A 14,749-nucleotide genomic window follows, 5' to 3' on the forward strand; every position below is an offset into this window, starting at 1 on the left:
TTCTTGAGGGGATAAGTAATTCAGAAACTGTTCTTGTTATGACTTCTCTGGTGAATTCTTTCTCAACAAAAGAATAAGAAAGCATTTCATAGTTTTTTATTTTGTCAGGCGTTATGGTAAAATAGATAAGAATGAAGGACGAAGGAGATGTACTTTTGACAGAAGAACGCCAATCTTTGCAAATCAAATTAAGTGAATCCGATGATATCGCGATGTTATTGGGCTCCCATGATAAAAATCTGAAGCTGATTGAAGAAAATACTCAAACGGTGATCCGGGCTCGTGGAGAAGTGATCCAAATTGAAGGAGCGCTAGAAGCAATAGCATTGGCTAAAGGGGTCATTGAAGCAATCCAAGAGTTGATTAAACGGGGCATTAACATCAGTACACCAGATGTAGTGTCAGCCTTAAAAATGGCTAAAAGTGACCGTCTGAGCTTTTTTGTAGACATGTATGAAGAAGAAATTGTCAAAGACCGTAATGGTAGCCCTATCAGGGTCAAAAATGCCGGCCAAAAACATTACGTGGAGAGTGTCAAAGCCCACGACGTCGTGTTTGGCATTGGGCCAGCGGGGACTGGGAAAACATTTCTAGCTGTGGTCATGGCGATTGCTGCGTTAAAAAAAGGGCAGGTACAAAAAATTATCTTAACTCGTCCGGCGGTGGAAGCTGGCGAAAATCTTGGTTTTTTGCCGGGAGATTTGAAAGAAAAAGTCGATCCCTACTTGCGTCCGGTTTACGATGCGCTGTATCAGATTTTTGGAACGGATCATACCAATCGGCTGATGGAGCGAGGCGTGATTGAGATCGCGCCGCTGGCCTATATGCGAGGACGAACGTTGGAAGATGCCTTTGTGATTTTAGACGAGGCCCAAAATACGACAATTGCCCAGATGAAGATGTTTTTAACACGCTTGGGTTTCAACTCAAAAATGATTGTCAACGGGGATACCAGCCAAATTGACCTGCCAAAAGGGGTTGTCAGTGGACTGGTTCATGCCGAACGAACATTGAAGAATATTAAGCAGATTGCCTTCGTTAATTTTGAATCCAGCGATGTCGTGCGTCATCCGGTGGTGGCAGAAATCATCGAAGCCTATGACAAAGCCAGTTTGAAAAACGATGCATAAGCAAGTTCTGTAGGCTAGTGCTATCACAAGGTGCTGGTCCAGAAATTTTTCGGAGGTAACAGGATGATTATCCAACCCTTGTACAGGATACGAAAAAAATTAGGGCGTTTTTATACGCCTCTCGTCTTGTGTTTGTTCTTTGTAGCTATTTTTGCGGTGCTGTTTACCAGCGTGCAGCAAAAGCAGACGAATTACAGCGAAGGCCAGGTAGCCGCGGAAAACATTCGCGCCAACAAGACGATTGAAAATACTTTTGCAACGGATCAAAAGCGAAAATTGGCTGCCGAAGCGGTTACTACCGAATACAATTATCAAGAAGAAATCGCCACTACTCAATTTGATCGCGTGAAGCGGTTATTTGATCTGGTAGGGGAAGTCAACGATGATTTGAACAAGCAGTATGAAAGCGACAAGGAAAAAGCTAAAAAGGAAAGCGTCCCGGTGCCCACCGTGGATGACCATACGGCTGCGTTGAAAAAGAAATTTGAGAAGATTGATGCTGACGACGTGGATTTTTATCAGAGCTTTTCTGCTGATTTCTACAACGCGTTGTTTGAACTTTCCGCATCTGATCTCGTCGTGGTACGAAACCAGTCGTTGACAATCATCAGCGAAGAAATGGCCCAGCACGTTAGAGAAAGCAATCTGTCGGACATTTTGGACAATGCCAAGGCACAAGCTGAATCATTGAGCGTTAGCCAACAAGCAGTTTCAGTAATCGAAAGTTTGCTGGAAAAAGGAATCGTAGTCAACGAATTTCCAAATGAAAAAGCAACCGAAGAAAATCGGGAAGCTGCCCGTAATGCTGTGCAGCCAGTCATGATCTACCAAGGGGAGATTATTGTTCGTGAAGGCTCCCAAATTGATGCCAACGCCATCGAAAAATTGAAACTTTTAGGACTGACCAGTCAAAGCAGCTCGATTTTTCCAATAGTGGCAATGGTAATGGGAATCTTGTTGCAGATTGCGGTTTTACTATATTTTGGTCGCCAATTTCATTCAAAAGACAATCAGCAGGAGTTTTTTACCTTCTATACAGCCGCGATGGTTTTTAGTGTGCTATTGATGAAGTTCTTCCAAGTTTTCCAAACTGAACAGACACTCTATATCCCCTTGTTTTATCCAGCGGCCTTTGTTCCCTTAGTATTGAGCCTGTTTATGAATCGACGGACGGGGATTATCGCGGCGATGTTCCAGGTAGTGGCGGCGATCTTTGTCTATTACGACGCGTTAGGAACCAACCTGCTGACGATTATCTTGATCACCTACCTCTTTTCCGGATTGATGGGAACTATCGTTAAACGTGAACGAATTGGTCGTCAAGGCTGGCCGGCCGTAATGTGGGTTATCGTCTTTCCAACATTGTTGACTTTTGTATTGATGGTTTTCCAAGGCCTTAGTTTTTCCAGTGGTGCAACTTGGTTGACGATTGTTTGCGGCTTTGCCGGCAGTCTATTGTCTTTCATGCTGACCATGGGATTGCATCAGTACATCGAGCTTTTAGTAACCGATGATTCGGTGATTGTCTTGAATGAGTTGAGCAATCCTAACCATCCGCTATTGAAGCAGTTATTAGAAGAAGCTCCGGGCACCTACCATCATTCCATGATGGTAGCCAATCTCAGTGCTAACGCGGTGGCGGAAATTGGTGGCCGTTCGCTATTGACCCGAGTTGCTTGTTATTACCACGATATTGGTAAGTTGAAGCATGCTAACTTTTTTGTTGAGAACTTGCCGCAAGGGGCAGAAAATCCCCACAATTTCTTGTTGCCGGAAGATAGTAAGCAGATTATCTTCGGTCACGTAACCGATGGCGCAAAAGTTTTAGAAGACTATAAGATGCCACAAATGGTGATTGATATTTGTCGTCAGCACCATGGGACGACCATGATGAAATTTTTCTATGCCAAAGCCAAAGAACGGAATCCTCAAACAACGGAAGCTGATTTTCGCTATCCGGGACCAAAACCACAAACTAGAGAAGCCGGTGTCGTTAGTATCGCTGACAGCTGTGAAGCGGCAGTGCGAGCGATGGATCATCCCGACAACGAGAAAATTCAACAGTTTGTTCACAATCTGATTATCGATCGAATTATCGACGGTCAGTTGGATGATAGCGGCTTGACGATGAAAGAAATTCATTTGGTAGAAAAATCACTTGTCAACGGCCTGTGCAGTACCTTCCATTCTCGGATCAAGTATCCGAAGATGAAATCTGAAGCTGAAAAGATGAAAGAAGAACAGGAAAGAAGCGAAAAATAATGGAAATCACCTTTATCGATGAAACTCAATCTGTTCCTGAAGATAAGATTCGGGAAATTGACGATTTGTTGCAATTTGCAGCAGATCAATTAAAACTGCCTGACAATGCGGAGATGTCAGTGACTTTTATGGACAACGAAGCAATCCGGGAAATCAATCGGGAGTATCGCGGCAAAGACGCACCAACAGATGTCATCAGCTTTGCCTTGGAAGAAGAAGGCGACGGTGAAGTACCAATCCTTTTTGAAGAAGATGATGAACCCTTACCCCGTGAATTGGGAGATTTGATGATTTCTGTGGAGCGTGCCAAAGAACAAGCAGAAGAATACGGGCATTCATATGATCGGGAACTGGGTTTTTTAGCCTTGCACGGTTTTTTGCATATCAACGGTTACGATCATATGACACCGGAAGATGAAAAAGAGATGTTCTCACTGCAAAAGGAAATTCTGGATGCCTATGGACTCAAAAGATAGAAATGTCAAAAAAAACAAGAACTTCATTACCTCGGTGGAGTTTGCCGTAACTGGCGTCAAAACGGTTTTCAAAGAAGAACGTAACATGCGCAAACATGTTGCCATCGGGATTTTAGCAGTTTTAGCAGGGCTGTTTTTCGGCTTGAACCAGATGGAGTGGCTGTGGCTTTTATTAGCGGTTTTTCTGGTTTGGATTGTGGAAGTCATCAATACGGTTTTTGAAAATGTGGTGGATATGGTTACTGACTGTCACTTTCATCCAATTGGAAAAAAGGTCAAAGACATGGCCGCAGGGGCAGTACTGCTGACTTCCGGCTTTGCTTTGGTGGTAGGATTAATCTTGTTTCTACCAAAAATCTGGTTCTGGTTTTTTTAGACAAAGACAAGGCACCTCGTTAACTGCTACTCGATTATTTTGAATAATACCTAAAGGAGAATTGTATGACAGAACATAAATCCGGATTCGTCGCCATTGTGGGACGACCAAATGTTGGGAAATCAACACTATTAAACCGTATTGTCGGTCAAAAGATTGCTATTATGAGCGACAAAGCCCAAACGACACGGAATAAAATTCAAGGCGTTTATACGACGGATGACGCACAATTGATCTTCATTGATACACCGGGAATCCACAAACCAAAACATCGCTTAGGGGATTTCATGGTGGAAACTGCCTACAGTGCTTTGCGGGAAGTAGATGCCGTCTTATTTATGATTGCCGCTGATGAGAAACGTGGCAAAGGAGACGACTTCATCATTGAGCGCTTGAAAACTGTTGATAGTCCGGTTTATCTGGTGATTAATAAGATTGATAAAGTACATCCTGATGAGCTGTTGGGAATCATTGATGACTATCGCCAACAATTGAGTTTCAAGGAAATCATCCCTATTTCTGCGACAGAAGGGAATAATTTTGAAACACTGATGGGAACACTGGTGGAACAAATGCCAACAGGGCCACAGTATTTTCCAGATGACCAAATTACCGACCACCCTGAATACTTTATCGTTTCAGAATTGATTCGGGAAAAGGTATTGCTTTTGACGCGTGACGAAGTTCCCCATTCCGTTGCAGTTGTCGTGGATTCTATGAAACGAAACGAAAATGATAAAGTCCATATCCAAGCTACCATTATTGTGGAGCGAGACAGTCAAAAAGGAATTATCATCGGTAAAGGGGGCAAGATGTTGAAAGACATCGGTACCAAAGCCCGTCGTGAGATTGAACTGCTGTTGGGCGATAAAGTCTTCTTGGAACTTTGGGTGAAGGTCCAAAAAGATTGGCGGGATAAACAGACCTATTTGACGGATTACGGTTATAAAAAAGAGGACTATTAATCCTTCATGAGTGATGAATTCACAGTGAGGGCTGCGACAGAAAAAAACTGCCGGCTAAGCATCTTTGCTGCCGGAATCTAAACTGGACCGGAGAGAAAGGGAAGGTTACGACAACAGTTTTCTTTCTTGTCGCAGTTTTTTTAAGAAGAGGTGATAAATTGGAAGTTGCAGAAACCAAAGGCATTATTTTGTTTTCCCGAGATTACAAGGAAAAAGACAAGCTGGTCAAGATTTTTACAGAAAGCTATGGCAAGCAGATGTTTTATGTAAAAGGGGCACACCGGAAAAATAATCCCTTGGCAGCGGCATTGCTAAATTTTACTGAAGGTGTTTATTTTGGTACGATTCCTTCTGAAGGCCTATCTTTTTTGAATGGCGCCAAAGAGGTCAAAACTTTTCGTCACATTCAAGAAGACATCTTTGTGACAGCTTATGGGACGTATATCTTGAACCTGGTGGATGCGGCGATTGAAGATCGTCTATACGACCCTCAACTCTACGGGTTTACTCATCAGTCCTTGATGCAGCTGAACAACGGCGTCGACCCGGAGGTAATTACCAATATTTTTGAGCTGCAAATCTTGCAGCGTTTCGGTGTGACTCCGCAGTTGGACCATTGCGCGGTTTGTGGAGATCGACAAGGCCCCTTCGACTATTCTTCCAAGTTTGGCGGCTTATTGTGCCAGCACCATTTTGATCACGATGTGCACCGCTATCATGCTGATCCTCGGGCAGTCCATTTTGCTCGTCTCTTCATGAATATTTCCTATGACCAAATCAACTCTATTACACTAAAAACTGAAACCAAACAGGGGCTGCGACAGTTTATCGATCAGCTTTATGAAGAGTACGTCGGTCTCCATTTAAAAAGCAAACGGTTCATTGATCAAATGCAAAGTTGGTCCCAACTGATGATTGAGCCTAGAGCTGATGCTGAAAACACATCAAAAAAAGACACCCCATCGGCGCCTGAATCTTAGGCCTTTTCCGAAATTAGGGTGTCTTTTTTATGGGGAAATTTTGCCGGTTATTCTTCGATTGGCAGACGGAGGTCCTCAATGGTGCGGGCACTCGAAGCTGTTAAGCGAGCAAAATAACTTTTAGTCTCTTTAAAAACTACGGGTGTTAAAAGGGCTAATGCAATGATATTAGGAAAGGCCATTAAACCGTTGCAGATGTCCGCTAACGTCCAGACAGCCGAGACTGTTAGGTAAGGGCCGATGAAGACAGCACCAACATAGACGAGGCGGAAAATTTTGGCGTAGCGGTCGGTATTCAACAAATAAGCCAGACAGCGCTCTGAATAGTAATTCCAGCCAAGAATCGTGGTGAAAGCGAAAAAGACCAGACAAATCATCAGCAGAAAAGAGGCTGCTTGTGAAGAGATGGGCAGCGCTTTGGAAAAGGCGTGAATCGTGACGGCAGCGCCCTCTTTACCAGTCTGCCAAGCACCAGTCATAATGATTGCCATGCCGGTCATGTTGCAGACGATAATGGTATCGATAAAGGTTCCGGTCATAGAAACCAATCCTTGGCGTACCGGCTCATTTGTCCGGGCAGCGGCTGCAGCAATAGGCGCACTACCCAAGCCGGACTCGTTGGAGAAAATCCCTCGAGCGATTCCTTTTTGCATCGCGATAATCATTGCCCCTACTGCACCGCCAGAAACTGCGCGTAAGCCAAATGCACCCTGGAAGATCTCTGCGATGACACCGGGTAATTTATTGAGATTCAATAAGATCATCACCAAACATAAAGTGACATACAAAACGACCATTGCCGGAACGATAATTTCCGAGACGCGAGCGATACGCTTTACGCCACCAATAAGGACCACAGCCACAGAAACGGTCACTAAAAGGCCCACGATTACTACTGCCCAGGAATAATTGTTGCCAAAAAGCTGAATACTATGAACTTGATTGGGATCAAAAAACGTTTGGGCTGCCGAAGTGATGCCGTTGATTTGTGTCAAAGTCCCAATACCCAAAAGGCCGGCCATAATCCCAAAAAAGGCAAACAGCTTGCCTAACCAGCGCCACTTTTTACCCAAGCCATTTTCGATATAGTAAAAGGGACCGCCCAACGCACGGCCATTCGCGTCAAACGTTCGGTATTTCACTGCCAGTAGGCCTTCAGCATATTTGGTGGCCATCCCTAAGAGACCCGCCAGCTCCAGCCAGAACAATGCACCAGGTCCACCAGCGACAATAGCAGTTGCAACGCCTACAATATTGCCGGTGCCAATGGTGGCAGACAGTGCGGTACATAAAGCTTGAAAACTGGAAACATCCCCGATACCATCTTCCTCATCTTTTAGCATGTAGCGCAGGGCTAGTGGTAGCCGCCGCACTTGGATTAGGCGCAATCCAGCAGTCAAAATGACACCAATTCCCAAAATCAGCAAGATCATCGGGGCGCCCCAGATTAAGTCATTTAGTTTGGTCAACCATTGGTCCATATTTTGTCCTCCTGAGAATTAATTACTAACAAATCTCGGCTAACTGACTGACTTCAGTCACTTAACAGAGAGGTAGCGTGATTTTTGCCAGTCTAGCAAAAAATAATCGTTTGTACCAGTGAAAATTGGAAACAAACGCAAATATTCTGATAATTGTTCGTAGTTTTTTCGAAAACCTGACGATTGAAAAAAAGATTTTTGGTTGACAAAGGGTAACAAGAGTCGCTATTATATAAGGTAATTGAAGAGATGCGTTGATCAAATTTGGAAATGTGCCAGACATCAAAGCGATTCCGGGAGGGTGGAAGCCGGATATGGAGACATTTTTCCGCAGGCGTTTGGGAGCATCAGCAAAATGAAGCTGCCGAGAAATCGGAAGCAGGGTGGAACCGCGAATTTTTCGTCCCTGTGTTTGTCTATTGATATACAGACAAACACAGGGCTTTTTGTATCTTCTTGCAAGAAACTCTGCCAAAGAACTTTTGGAAAAAATGCTGCCCACGTCTTCAACAACTCTGCTGCAAATTTGAAAGGAGCGTCACAATGACAAAAATGACCGTTCAAAACATCATCTTGACCTTACAAAAATTCTGGTCAGACAATGGCTGCATGCTGATGCAGGCCTACGACACTGAAAAAGGGGCCGGCACCATGAGCCCGTATACTTTTTTACGGGCGATTGGACCAGAACCCTGGAATGCTGCTTACGTGGAACCTTCTCGCCGACCAGCTGATGGTCGTTATGGAGAAAATCCCAATCGTTTGTATCAACACCATCAATTTCAAGTGGTGATGAAGCCTTCGCCTGCTAATATCCAAGAATTGTATTTGGAAAGTCTGAAACTTTTAGGCATCGAACCATTGGAGCACGACATTCGTTTTGTAGAAGACAACTGGGAAAACCCGTCGATGGGCTGTGCTGGATTAGGTTGGGAAGTTTGGTTAGATGGGATGGAGATTACCCAATTCACTTACTTCCAACAAGTGGGGGGACTACCTTGTAAACCAGTGACCTCAGAGATTACTTATGGCTTGGAACGGCTAGCTTCATATATTCAAGAAGTCGAAAGTGTTTATGATCTGGAATGGACAGAAGGCGTTAAGTACGGCGAGATTTTCAGACAACCGGAGTATGAGCATTCAAAATACTCTTTTGAAATCAGCGACCAAGCCTTGCTCTTAGGCAATTTTGATCGCTTTGAAGCAGAAGCTAAACGGTGTATCGACGAAAGTCTGGTACATCCGGCCTATGACTATATTCTGAAGTGCAGCCATACCTTCAATTTATTGGATGCTCGCGGAGCCGTATCAGTAACGGAACGTGCCGGCTATCTGGCGCGTATCCGTAATCTGGCGCGGGCGGTTGCCAAGATTTTTGTGGCCGAGCGTGCCAAACTGGGATATCCGCTTTTGGATCCTGCACAAGCAGCAGCATTGTTAGAGGAGGAGAAATAATATGGCAAAAGATTTGTTACTGGAAATCGGCTTGGAAGAGATGCCCGCACATGTGGTCACTCCCAGCATGGAGCAGTTGGAAAACAAAGTGACGGCTTTTTTGGATGACAATCGCTTGAGCTTTGAATCAATCAAAGCCTTTTCCACTCCTCGGCGCTTGGCAGTGTTGATTGAGAAAATTGCTGACAAACAAGAAGACATTCAAGAAGAAGTCAAAGGTCCTGCTAAAAAGATTGCATTGGATGGAGAAGGCAATTGGTCCAAGGCAGCCCAAGGGTTTGTTCGGGGACAAGGTGTGACTACAGATGCCATCACTTTTAGAGAGTTAAAAGGTGTGGAGTACGTCTACGTAACCAAGTATGTCAAAGGAGAATCCGCAGAAGCTGTATTGACTGGATTGAAAGATGTCATTATGAGTTTGACCTTCCCAGTGACCATGCATTGGAGTAATTTTGATTTTGAATACATTCGTCCAATTCATTGGATCGTAGCATTGTTGGATAATGACGTCTTGCCTTTTGAAATCTTGGATGTCAAAACTGGTCGCCACTCTCGCGGTCATCGTTTTTTGGGAGAGGACCTCACGTTTTCCAATCCTTCTGAATACGAAGAAAAATTGGCGGAACAGTTTGTCATTGCCAATCCTATGAAGCGCAAACAGTTAATTGTGGAACAAATCGCTGAGTTGGCTGCTAAAAATGAATTCAAAGTCGAAATGGACGGGGAGTTGTTAGAAGAGGTCAACAACTTGGTGGAATACCCGACTGCTTTTGTTGGTGATTTTGAAGACAAATACTTGGCTGTGCCAGAAGAGGTTTTAGTCACCTCCATGAAAGAGCACCAACGTTACTTTGACGTTCGCAATCAAGATGGCTTACTTTTGCCACACTTTATCTCAGTTCGTAATGGGAATAATGTGAAGTTGGAAAATGTAGCCAAAGGGAATGAAAAAGTCTTGACCGCTCGCTTAGAAGACGCAGAGTTCTTCTATAACGAGGACAAAAAACTCAACATTGAAGAGTTGGTCAATAAGTTGAAACATGTCACCTTCCACGAAAAAATCGGCAGCATCTATGAAAAAATGCAGCGGGTTGCAGCAGCAGCTCAGATTATCGGTGAAACGGTAGGCTTGACTACCGAGCAATTAGAAGACTTAAAGCGCGCAGCTGAGATTTATAAGTTTGATTTAGTCACCAATATGGTGGGAGAATTTCCAGAGCTGCAAGGAATCATGGGTGAAAAATACGCATTGCTACAAGGTGAAAAACCGGCTGTTGCCCAAGCGATTCGTGAACACTATCTGCCAATCTCAGCTGAGGGGCAACTGCCGCAATCAGATATCGGGGCAGTTCTAGCGATTGCAGACAAGCTGGATAGTGTCTTGTCCTTCTTTGCAGTAGGGATGGTGCCTTCTGGTTCCAATGACCCGTATGCGTTGCGTCGTCAGTCTTATGGGATTGTGCGCATCGTTGAAGACAAGGGCTGGTACTTCCCGTTGAAACAGCTGCAAAAAGCTATTGATGAAAAGATCAACAGTGATGAAAAACGCTTCGGAATCAAGCTGTCAAGTGGCCAGCAGGACGTCTTGGACTTTATCAAAGCCCGTCTGCGTCAGCGCTTGACTTCTGAAAATGTTCGCCACGATGTGATTGATGCCGTCATCAATGCCGACCAAGAAGATTTGACCCAACTCTTTGCCGCTGCAACAATTTTGCGCAAACATGTGGCCGATGCTGAGTTCAAGCCGTCCGTGGAAGCCCTGACCCGGGCGATCAATCTCGCGAAAAAAGCAGAAGATTCAACAGATCATGTGGATCCCAACTTATTTGAAAACGATGCTGAAAAAGCCTTGTTTGAAGTTGCAGCTGATTTGGAACAAAAATTCCCTCGCCAAACGATGGAAGAAAACTATGCTGGTTTGGTAGCACTGCGCCCGTATATTGAGAAATACTTTGAAGAGACCATGGTAATGGTGGAAGATGAAAAAGTCCGCCATAATCGGTTAGCGCAACTGAAAATTATCTCCAAAATGGCTCTGGCAGTCGCAAGCCTGGACTCATTGATCATCAAATAGATAAGTATACCAAAACAAAAAAACGTCGATCTCTTGTGCGGATCGGCGTTTTTTGTTTTGAAGTCACCAGATTCAGCGACAAGAAAAAAATACTTTGAAGAAAGTGCGTTTATAAGATCAGTTTGAGCAGCAGCGGAATGTAGAGCATATACAATAAGACAGAATAGCCGAGACTAGATGCACCAAACTCTTCGTCGGCATGGTAATTGCGAGCGAGGATCGGTACCGAGTTTTGAACCGGCATGGAGGACTGGATGATAAAAACACTGAGCATCAAAGGCGGTACGGGAAAGACAAAACCCAAAGCCCAAACAATCAATGGGGAGATCACAAACCTGCCCAACAGCACACCGACAATGTCGCGGTTCATGCGTAGATTCTTTAGGCCGCTGAAATAGACGATAATGCCGATGATAAACATGGAAAGGGGGGTGGTGAGATCTGCCAGATAGCCACCAAAATTTTGGATAAATGACGGGGTTGGCAAAGTAGTCATGACCCAAGCCAGGCCAATCAAAAAGCCCATTAAAGCCGGAGTAAAAACTTTTTTTAAGAGCACCAGCGGATGAAATGAAACCTGCGCGTGTTGGATATCTGGATTGTCTTGGGCGATTTCATAGATTCCGATTGTCCAAAAAAAGGTGGTGTTGACAATGTAGTACAACAAAACATAAGGGATTGCCTTTTCACCGAAAATCGCTAAGTTGATGGGCAATCCGATAAAGATTGTGTTGGAACAGGTAAACATCGTGGAAAATGTCCCTTGCCGACCCGGGGTGACTTTGGCGAGTTTACGGTAAATCAGGCTGATTCCAAAAGTTGCCACTATCGACAATAAGGGGATGATCATTCCAGAAAATAGCGACAAAAATTCAGAGCGGGAAAAGTTAGCGGTGATGTTCAAAAACATGTTGAAAGGCAGCGCCAGGTTCAATACGACTTTTGAAAAAACATCTGCCGTACGATTGGAAAACCATTGCTTGTAGGAAAGATAGTATCCTAAAAACATCAGTGCAAAAATGGCAAAAATATTTAAATAGGCTTGAAGCATAGTCAGCACCTGCTTTACAAAAGATTGAAAAAACATGCGTGAGGAATCAATTCCGTCACGCATGTCAGTTGTGGTTATTTATTTCGTTGCTGTTTGCCGGAATTACGTCCTTTTCCTTGGTTATGATTTGACGGTTGGTTGCGATTAGCGCCATCAGAAACTTTTTCAGCTTTTTTCGGTTCTACTTGTTGTTTTGGTGGAGTCACCACCACTTTTGGCGGATTGTTTTTCATTTCAGCTTGAATTTGAGCTTTAATCCGCGGTTTCATAATGACATTGGTGATATAAGTTTGTACGCAGGCGATGAAACCACCTACCACCCAATAAAGGGTAACTCCTGCTGGTGCCCCAAAGGAGAACATAATAATCATCAATGGAGAAACGATAGACATGGTACGCATTTGTTTTTTCTGTTCTTCAGGAATACCGATTAAGCTAATCACACTTTGCAATGCGTAGAAGACACCGGCGACAATTACGAATACCAAATTCGGCTTACTCAAGTCAATGCCAAGGAAGACGGCATTTTGCAGATTTTCCGAATAGCGGGCAGTCGTATACAATGCCGAGAAGATCGGCATCTGGATCAAAAGTGGCAGACAGCCCATGCCACCTAACATGCTGACACCATTTTCTTTATAGACAGCGCTCATCTCTTGCTGGGCTTCCATTTGTTCTTGCTGCGTTGTTGCAGCTTTCAATTTCGCTTGAACCGCGTCCAATTGCGGCTTGATGTATTGCATTTTTTCGGATTGGATCATCGTCTGGCGAGATTGATGAATGCCAAGAGGTAAGATGATAAAACGAACAATCAGTGTGACCAAGATGATGGCCCAGCCCCAGCGATTGTCCCCACCTACGAGATTTGCTAACATTTTCAGCAAGGCATCTAGTGGGGCTACCAAGATTCTATACATAAAACTAGAAGTATCCGGGATCGTTTTTCCAGCTGAATCCGTCGTCATTTTGACACACCCGGATAAGAATACGAGGAGCATCAGCATGCCGGAACCCAGCAGCCAATTTTTTATTTTTTTCATTGATTTCTTCCTTTCATCATACACTTTCACCGTGGATCAAAAGCCGATCATCCTCTAAGAAAACCGTTCTTGCAAGCATGAAAGTGGATCGATACAGCTAAATTGCACAAGAATAATCATACTAAAAAAAGCCGTTGATTTCAACGACTTCATGAAAAAGTCTCAATTACAGCGCATATCAAAGCTTTAATATAGCCAACTAATCCGGGCTGTAAGTAACATCAAACTGGCTTCTTTCTTTGATTTTTGCATCGTCACGTACAGTCAAACGAGCAACTCTGCCCGCTGGGGAAGGGGACTTTTTGATGGCAGCAATAAAGGTATCCATTACCGCGTCCTCTGCTACGGCCTCAATACCGACAGAACCGTCCGCCTCATTCCAAACAGCGCCGGTGACTCCCAGGCGATCAGCAAGCATTTTGGTGGTATAACGAAAGCCCACCCCTTGGACGCGCCCAGTCACATTCATATGGACCTTTCTCATAACGCCACCTCCATTCCGATGAAATGATTACTGTCTTTATGATACCGTTTTTTTTGTTGGGCAACAAGAGATGTGCTGACAAGTATGCTATAATTCAGGCAAAGAAACGGAGGACGACACATGAAAGAGATTCAAGCTGTCAAAAATCCCCTCATTAAAGAATTACGTAAGCTGCATCAAAAAAAGCACCGACAAGAGCAGGGGCGCTTTTTGCTGGAGGGGTTTCATCTAGTGGAAGAAGCAGCAGAAAACCAAGCAGCAATTCAAATGATTCTGGTAAATCAACGGGGCTTACAGGAATGGCAGGAATGGCTGCAACGTTACGAGACATTGGAGCAATATCTAGTTTCTGATGAGGTCATGGACAGTCTTTCAGATTTACCGACCCCACAAGGAATCATCGCCGTGGTCAGTCAAGCACAACCGGTAGCAGACATCAAAAAAGGGCGTTGGTTGCTGTTGGATCGCGTCCAAGATCCTGGAAACGTAGGAACAATGGTACGAACCGCTGACGCTGCCGGCTTTTCAGGTGTGATTTTGGGAGTCGGTTGTGCTGATCCTTTTAGTACCAAAGTGTTACGAAGCATGCAAGGCAGTAATTTCCATTTGCCCATTTTAAACGGAGCGCTGGAAACCATTATTCCAGAACTAAAAGCAGCCGGTATGACTGTCTATGGAACAGAATTAAATGAAGCGGCTCGTCCATTCCAAACAGTGGAAAATGAAGAAAATGTCGCGCTATTGATGGGTAACGAAGGGCAAGGGGTTGCTCGTAATTTATTAGAAATGACAGATTTGAACCTTTATATCCCAATTTATGGAAAAGCAGAGTCCTTAAATGTCGGTGTTGCCGCGGGAATCCTTATGTATCATTTCAGTGGTAATTTTTTTTAAAGATGTATTAAGCTTAGATGTTCCTTACACTGCTGTAAGTTGAATGGTGCTATACTGTACCCAGTTACAAAAAGAGTACAT

13 protein-coding genes are annotated in these 14,749 nt (G+C 44.1%); 9 read left to right on the top strand and 4 right to left on the bottom strand.

Going from position 1 to position 14,749, the window contains the following annotated elements:
• Positions 1 to 155 precede the first annotated feature (155 nt).
• The 6 genes from ACOMA8_RS09975 to recO all read left to right on the top strand — a co-directional run bounded on the left by ACOMA8_RS09975 (position 156) and on the right by recO (position 6,189).
• Positions 156 to 1,130, top strand: coding sequence for a PhoH family protein (locus ACOMA8_RS09975; protein WP_161899520.1), 975 nt, complete (start codon positions 156 to 158; stop codon positions 1,128 to 1,130).
• Between the two features lie 63 nt (positions 1,131 to 1,193).
• Positions 1,194 to 3,392: an HD family phosphohydrolase gene (locus ACOMA8_RS09980; RefSeq protein WP_421370437.1), complete on the top strand. Its 2,199-nt coding sequence runs from the start codon at positions 1,194 to 1,196 to the stop codon at positions 3,390 to 3,392.
• Positions 3,392 to 3,868, top strand: coding sequence for an rRNA maturation RNase YbeY (gene ybeY / locus ACOMA8_RS09985; RefSeq protein WP_161899522.1), 477 nt, complete (start codon positions 3,392 to 3,394; stop codon positions 3,866 to 3,868). The genes ACOMA8_RS09980 and ybeY overlap by 1 nt, the downstream gene beginning before the upstream one ends.
• On the top strand, positions 3,852 to 4,244 hold the full coding sequence (locus ACOMA8_RS09990) for a diacylglycerol kinase family protein (protein ID WP_202622194.1): 393 nt from the start codon (positions 3,852 to 3,854) through the stop codon (positions 4,242 to 4,244). Before ybeY ends, ACOMA8_RS09990 begins: the two co-directional genes overlap by 17 nt.
• Before the next feature lie 65 nt (positions 4,245 to 4,309).
• Positions 4,310 to 5,209 carry a GTPase Era gene (era, locus tag ACOMA8_RS09995; protein ID WP_161899524.1) on the top strand — a complete coding sequence of 300 codons (900 nt, stop codon included), beginning with the start codon at positions 4,310 to 4,312 and terminating at the stop codon, positions 5,207 to 5,209.
• Positions 5,210 to 5,367: 158 nt separating this feature from the next.
• Positions 5,368 to 6,189 carry a DNA repair protein RecO gene (gene recO, locus ACOMA8_RS10000; protein ID WP_421370441.1) on the top strand — a complete coding sequence of 274 codons (822 nt, stop codon included), beginning with the start codon at positions 5,368 to 5,370 and terminating at the stop codon, positions 6,187 to 6,189.
• 47 nt (positions 6,190 to 6,236) lie between these two features.
• Here recO and ACOMA8_RS10005 read toward each other — a convergent pair whose 3' ends face one another.
• Entirely contained in the window at positions 6,237 to 7,670 is a 1,434-nt protein-coding gene (locus tag ACOMA8_RS10005; protein WP_421370444.1) for an alanine/glycine:cation symporter family protein, read from the bottom strand.
• A 543-nt stretch (positions 7,671 to 8,213) separates the two neighbouring features.
• Between ACOMA8_RS10005 and glyQ the strand changes: the two genes are divergently transcribed.
• Both glyQ and glyS read left to right on the top strand, forming a co-directional pair.
• Positions 8,214 to 9,125 carry a glycine--tRNA ligase subunit alpha gene (gene glyQ / locus ACOMA8_RS10010; protein ID WP_421370446.1) on the top strand — a complete coding sequence of 304 codons (912 nt, stop codon included), beginning with the start codon at positions 8,214 to 8,216 and terminating at the stop codon, positions 9,123 to 9,125.
• 1 nt (position 9,126) lies between these two features.
• The gene (glyS, locus tag ACOMA8_RS10015) at positions 9,127 to 11,199 is read left to right on the top strand and encodes a glycine--tRNA ligase subunit beta (RefSeq protein WP_421370449.1); all 2,073 of its coding nucleotides are present in this window, start codon (positions 9,127 to 9,129) and stop codon (positions 11,197 to 11,199) included.
• Between the two features lie 109 nt (positions 11,200 to 11,308).
• On the opposite strand, the gene ACOMA8_RS10020 is transcribed toward glyS, so the two are convergent.
• From ACOMA8_RS10020 to ACOMA8_RS10030, 3 genes are all read right to left on the bottom strand, one after another.
• Complete coding sequence (locus ACOMA8_RS10020) at positions 11,309 to 12,250, bottom strand: AEC family transporter (RefSeq protein WP_161899529.1); 942 nt, start codon at positions 12,248 to 12,250, stop codon at positions 11,309 to 11,311.
• Positions 12,251 to 12,324: 74 nt separating this feature from the next.
• The gene (gene yidC, locus ACOMA8_RS10025; RefSeq protein WP_161899530.1) at positions 12,325 to 13,290 is read right to left on the bottom strand and encodes a membrane protein insertase YidC; all 966 of its coding nucleotides are present in this window, start codon (positions 13,288 to 13,290) and stop codon (positions 12,325 to 12,327) included.
• A 199-nt stretch (positions 13,291 to 13,489) separates the two neighbouring features.
• On the bottom strand, positions 13,490 to 13,774 hold the full coding sequence (locus ACOMA8_RS10030) for an acylphosphatase (protein ID WP_161899531.1): 285 nt from the start codon (positions 13,772 to 13,774) through the stop codon (positions 13,490 to 13,492).
• Between the two features lie 120 nt (positions 13,775 to 13,894).
• Between ACOMA8_RS10030 and ACOMA8_RS10035 the strand changes: the two genes are divergently transcribed.
• Positions 13,895 to 14,668 carry a TrmH family RNA methyltransferase gene (locus ACOMA8_RS10035; protein WP_421370453.1) on the top strand — a complete coding sequence of 258 codons (774 nt, stop codon included), beginning with the start codon at positions 13,895 to 13,897 and terminating at the stop codon, positions 14,666 to 14,668.
• The last annotated feature ends 81 nt before the right edge of the window (positions 14,669 to 14,749 follow it).

Source organism: Enterococcus infantis (assembly GCF_049166715.1).
Taxonomy (GTDB): domain Bacteria; phylum Bacillota; class Bacilli; order Lactobacillales; family Enterococcaceae; genus Enterococcus_C; species Enterococcus_C leclercqii.

Coding starts and splice junctions, on each gene's coding strand:
- glyS (WP_421370449.1), top strand. CDS start 9,127: ATGGCAAAAGATTTGTTACTGGAAATCGGCTTGGAAGAGATGCCCGCA.
- yidC (WP_161899530.1), bottom strand. CDS start 13,290: ATGAAAAAAATAAAAAATTGGCTGCTGGGTTCCGGCATGCTGATGCTC.
- glyQ (WP_421370446.1), top strand. CDS start 8,214: ATGACAAAAATGACCGTTCAAAACATCATCTTGACCTTACAAAAATTC.
- ACOMA8_RS10005 (WP_421370444.1), bottom strand. CDS start 7,670: ATGGACCAATGGTTGACCAAACTAAATGACTTAATCTGGGGCGCCCCG.
- era (WP_161899524.1), top strand. CDS start 4,310: ATGACAGAACATAAATCCGGATTCGTCGCCATTGTGGGACGACCAAAT.
- ACOMA8_RS10035 (WP_421370453.1), top strand. CDS start 13,895: ATGAAAGAGATTCAAGCTGTCAAAAATCCCCTCATTAAAGAATTACGT.
- ACOMA8_RS10030 (WP_161899531.1), bottom strand. CDS start 13,774: ATGAGAAAGGTCCATATGAATGTGACTGGGCGCGTCCAAGGGGTGGGC.
- ACOMA8_RS09990 (WP_202622194.1), top strand. CDS start 3,852: ATGGACTCAAAAGATAGAAATGTCAAAAAAAACAAGAACTTCATTACC.
- ACOMA8_RS09980 (WP_421370437.1), top strand. CDS start 1,194: ATGATTATCCAACCCTTGTACAGGATACGAAAAAAATTAGGGCGTTTT.
- ACOMA8_RS10020 (WP_161899529.1), bottom strand. CDS start 12,250: ATGCTTCAAGCCTATTTAAATATTTTTGCCATTTTTGCACTGATGTTT.
- ybeY (WP_161899522.1), top strand. CDS start 3,392: ATGGAAATCACCTTTATCGATGAAACTCAATCTGTTCCTGAAGATAAG.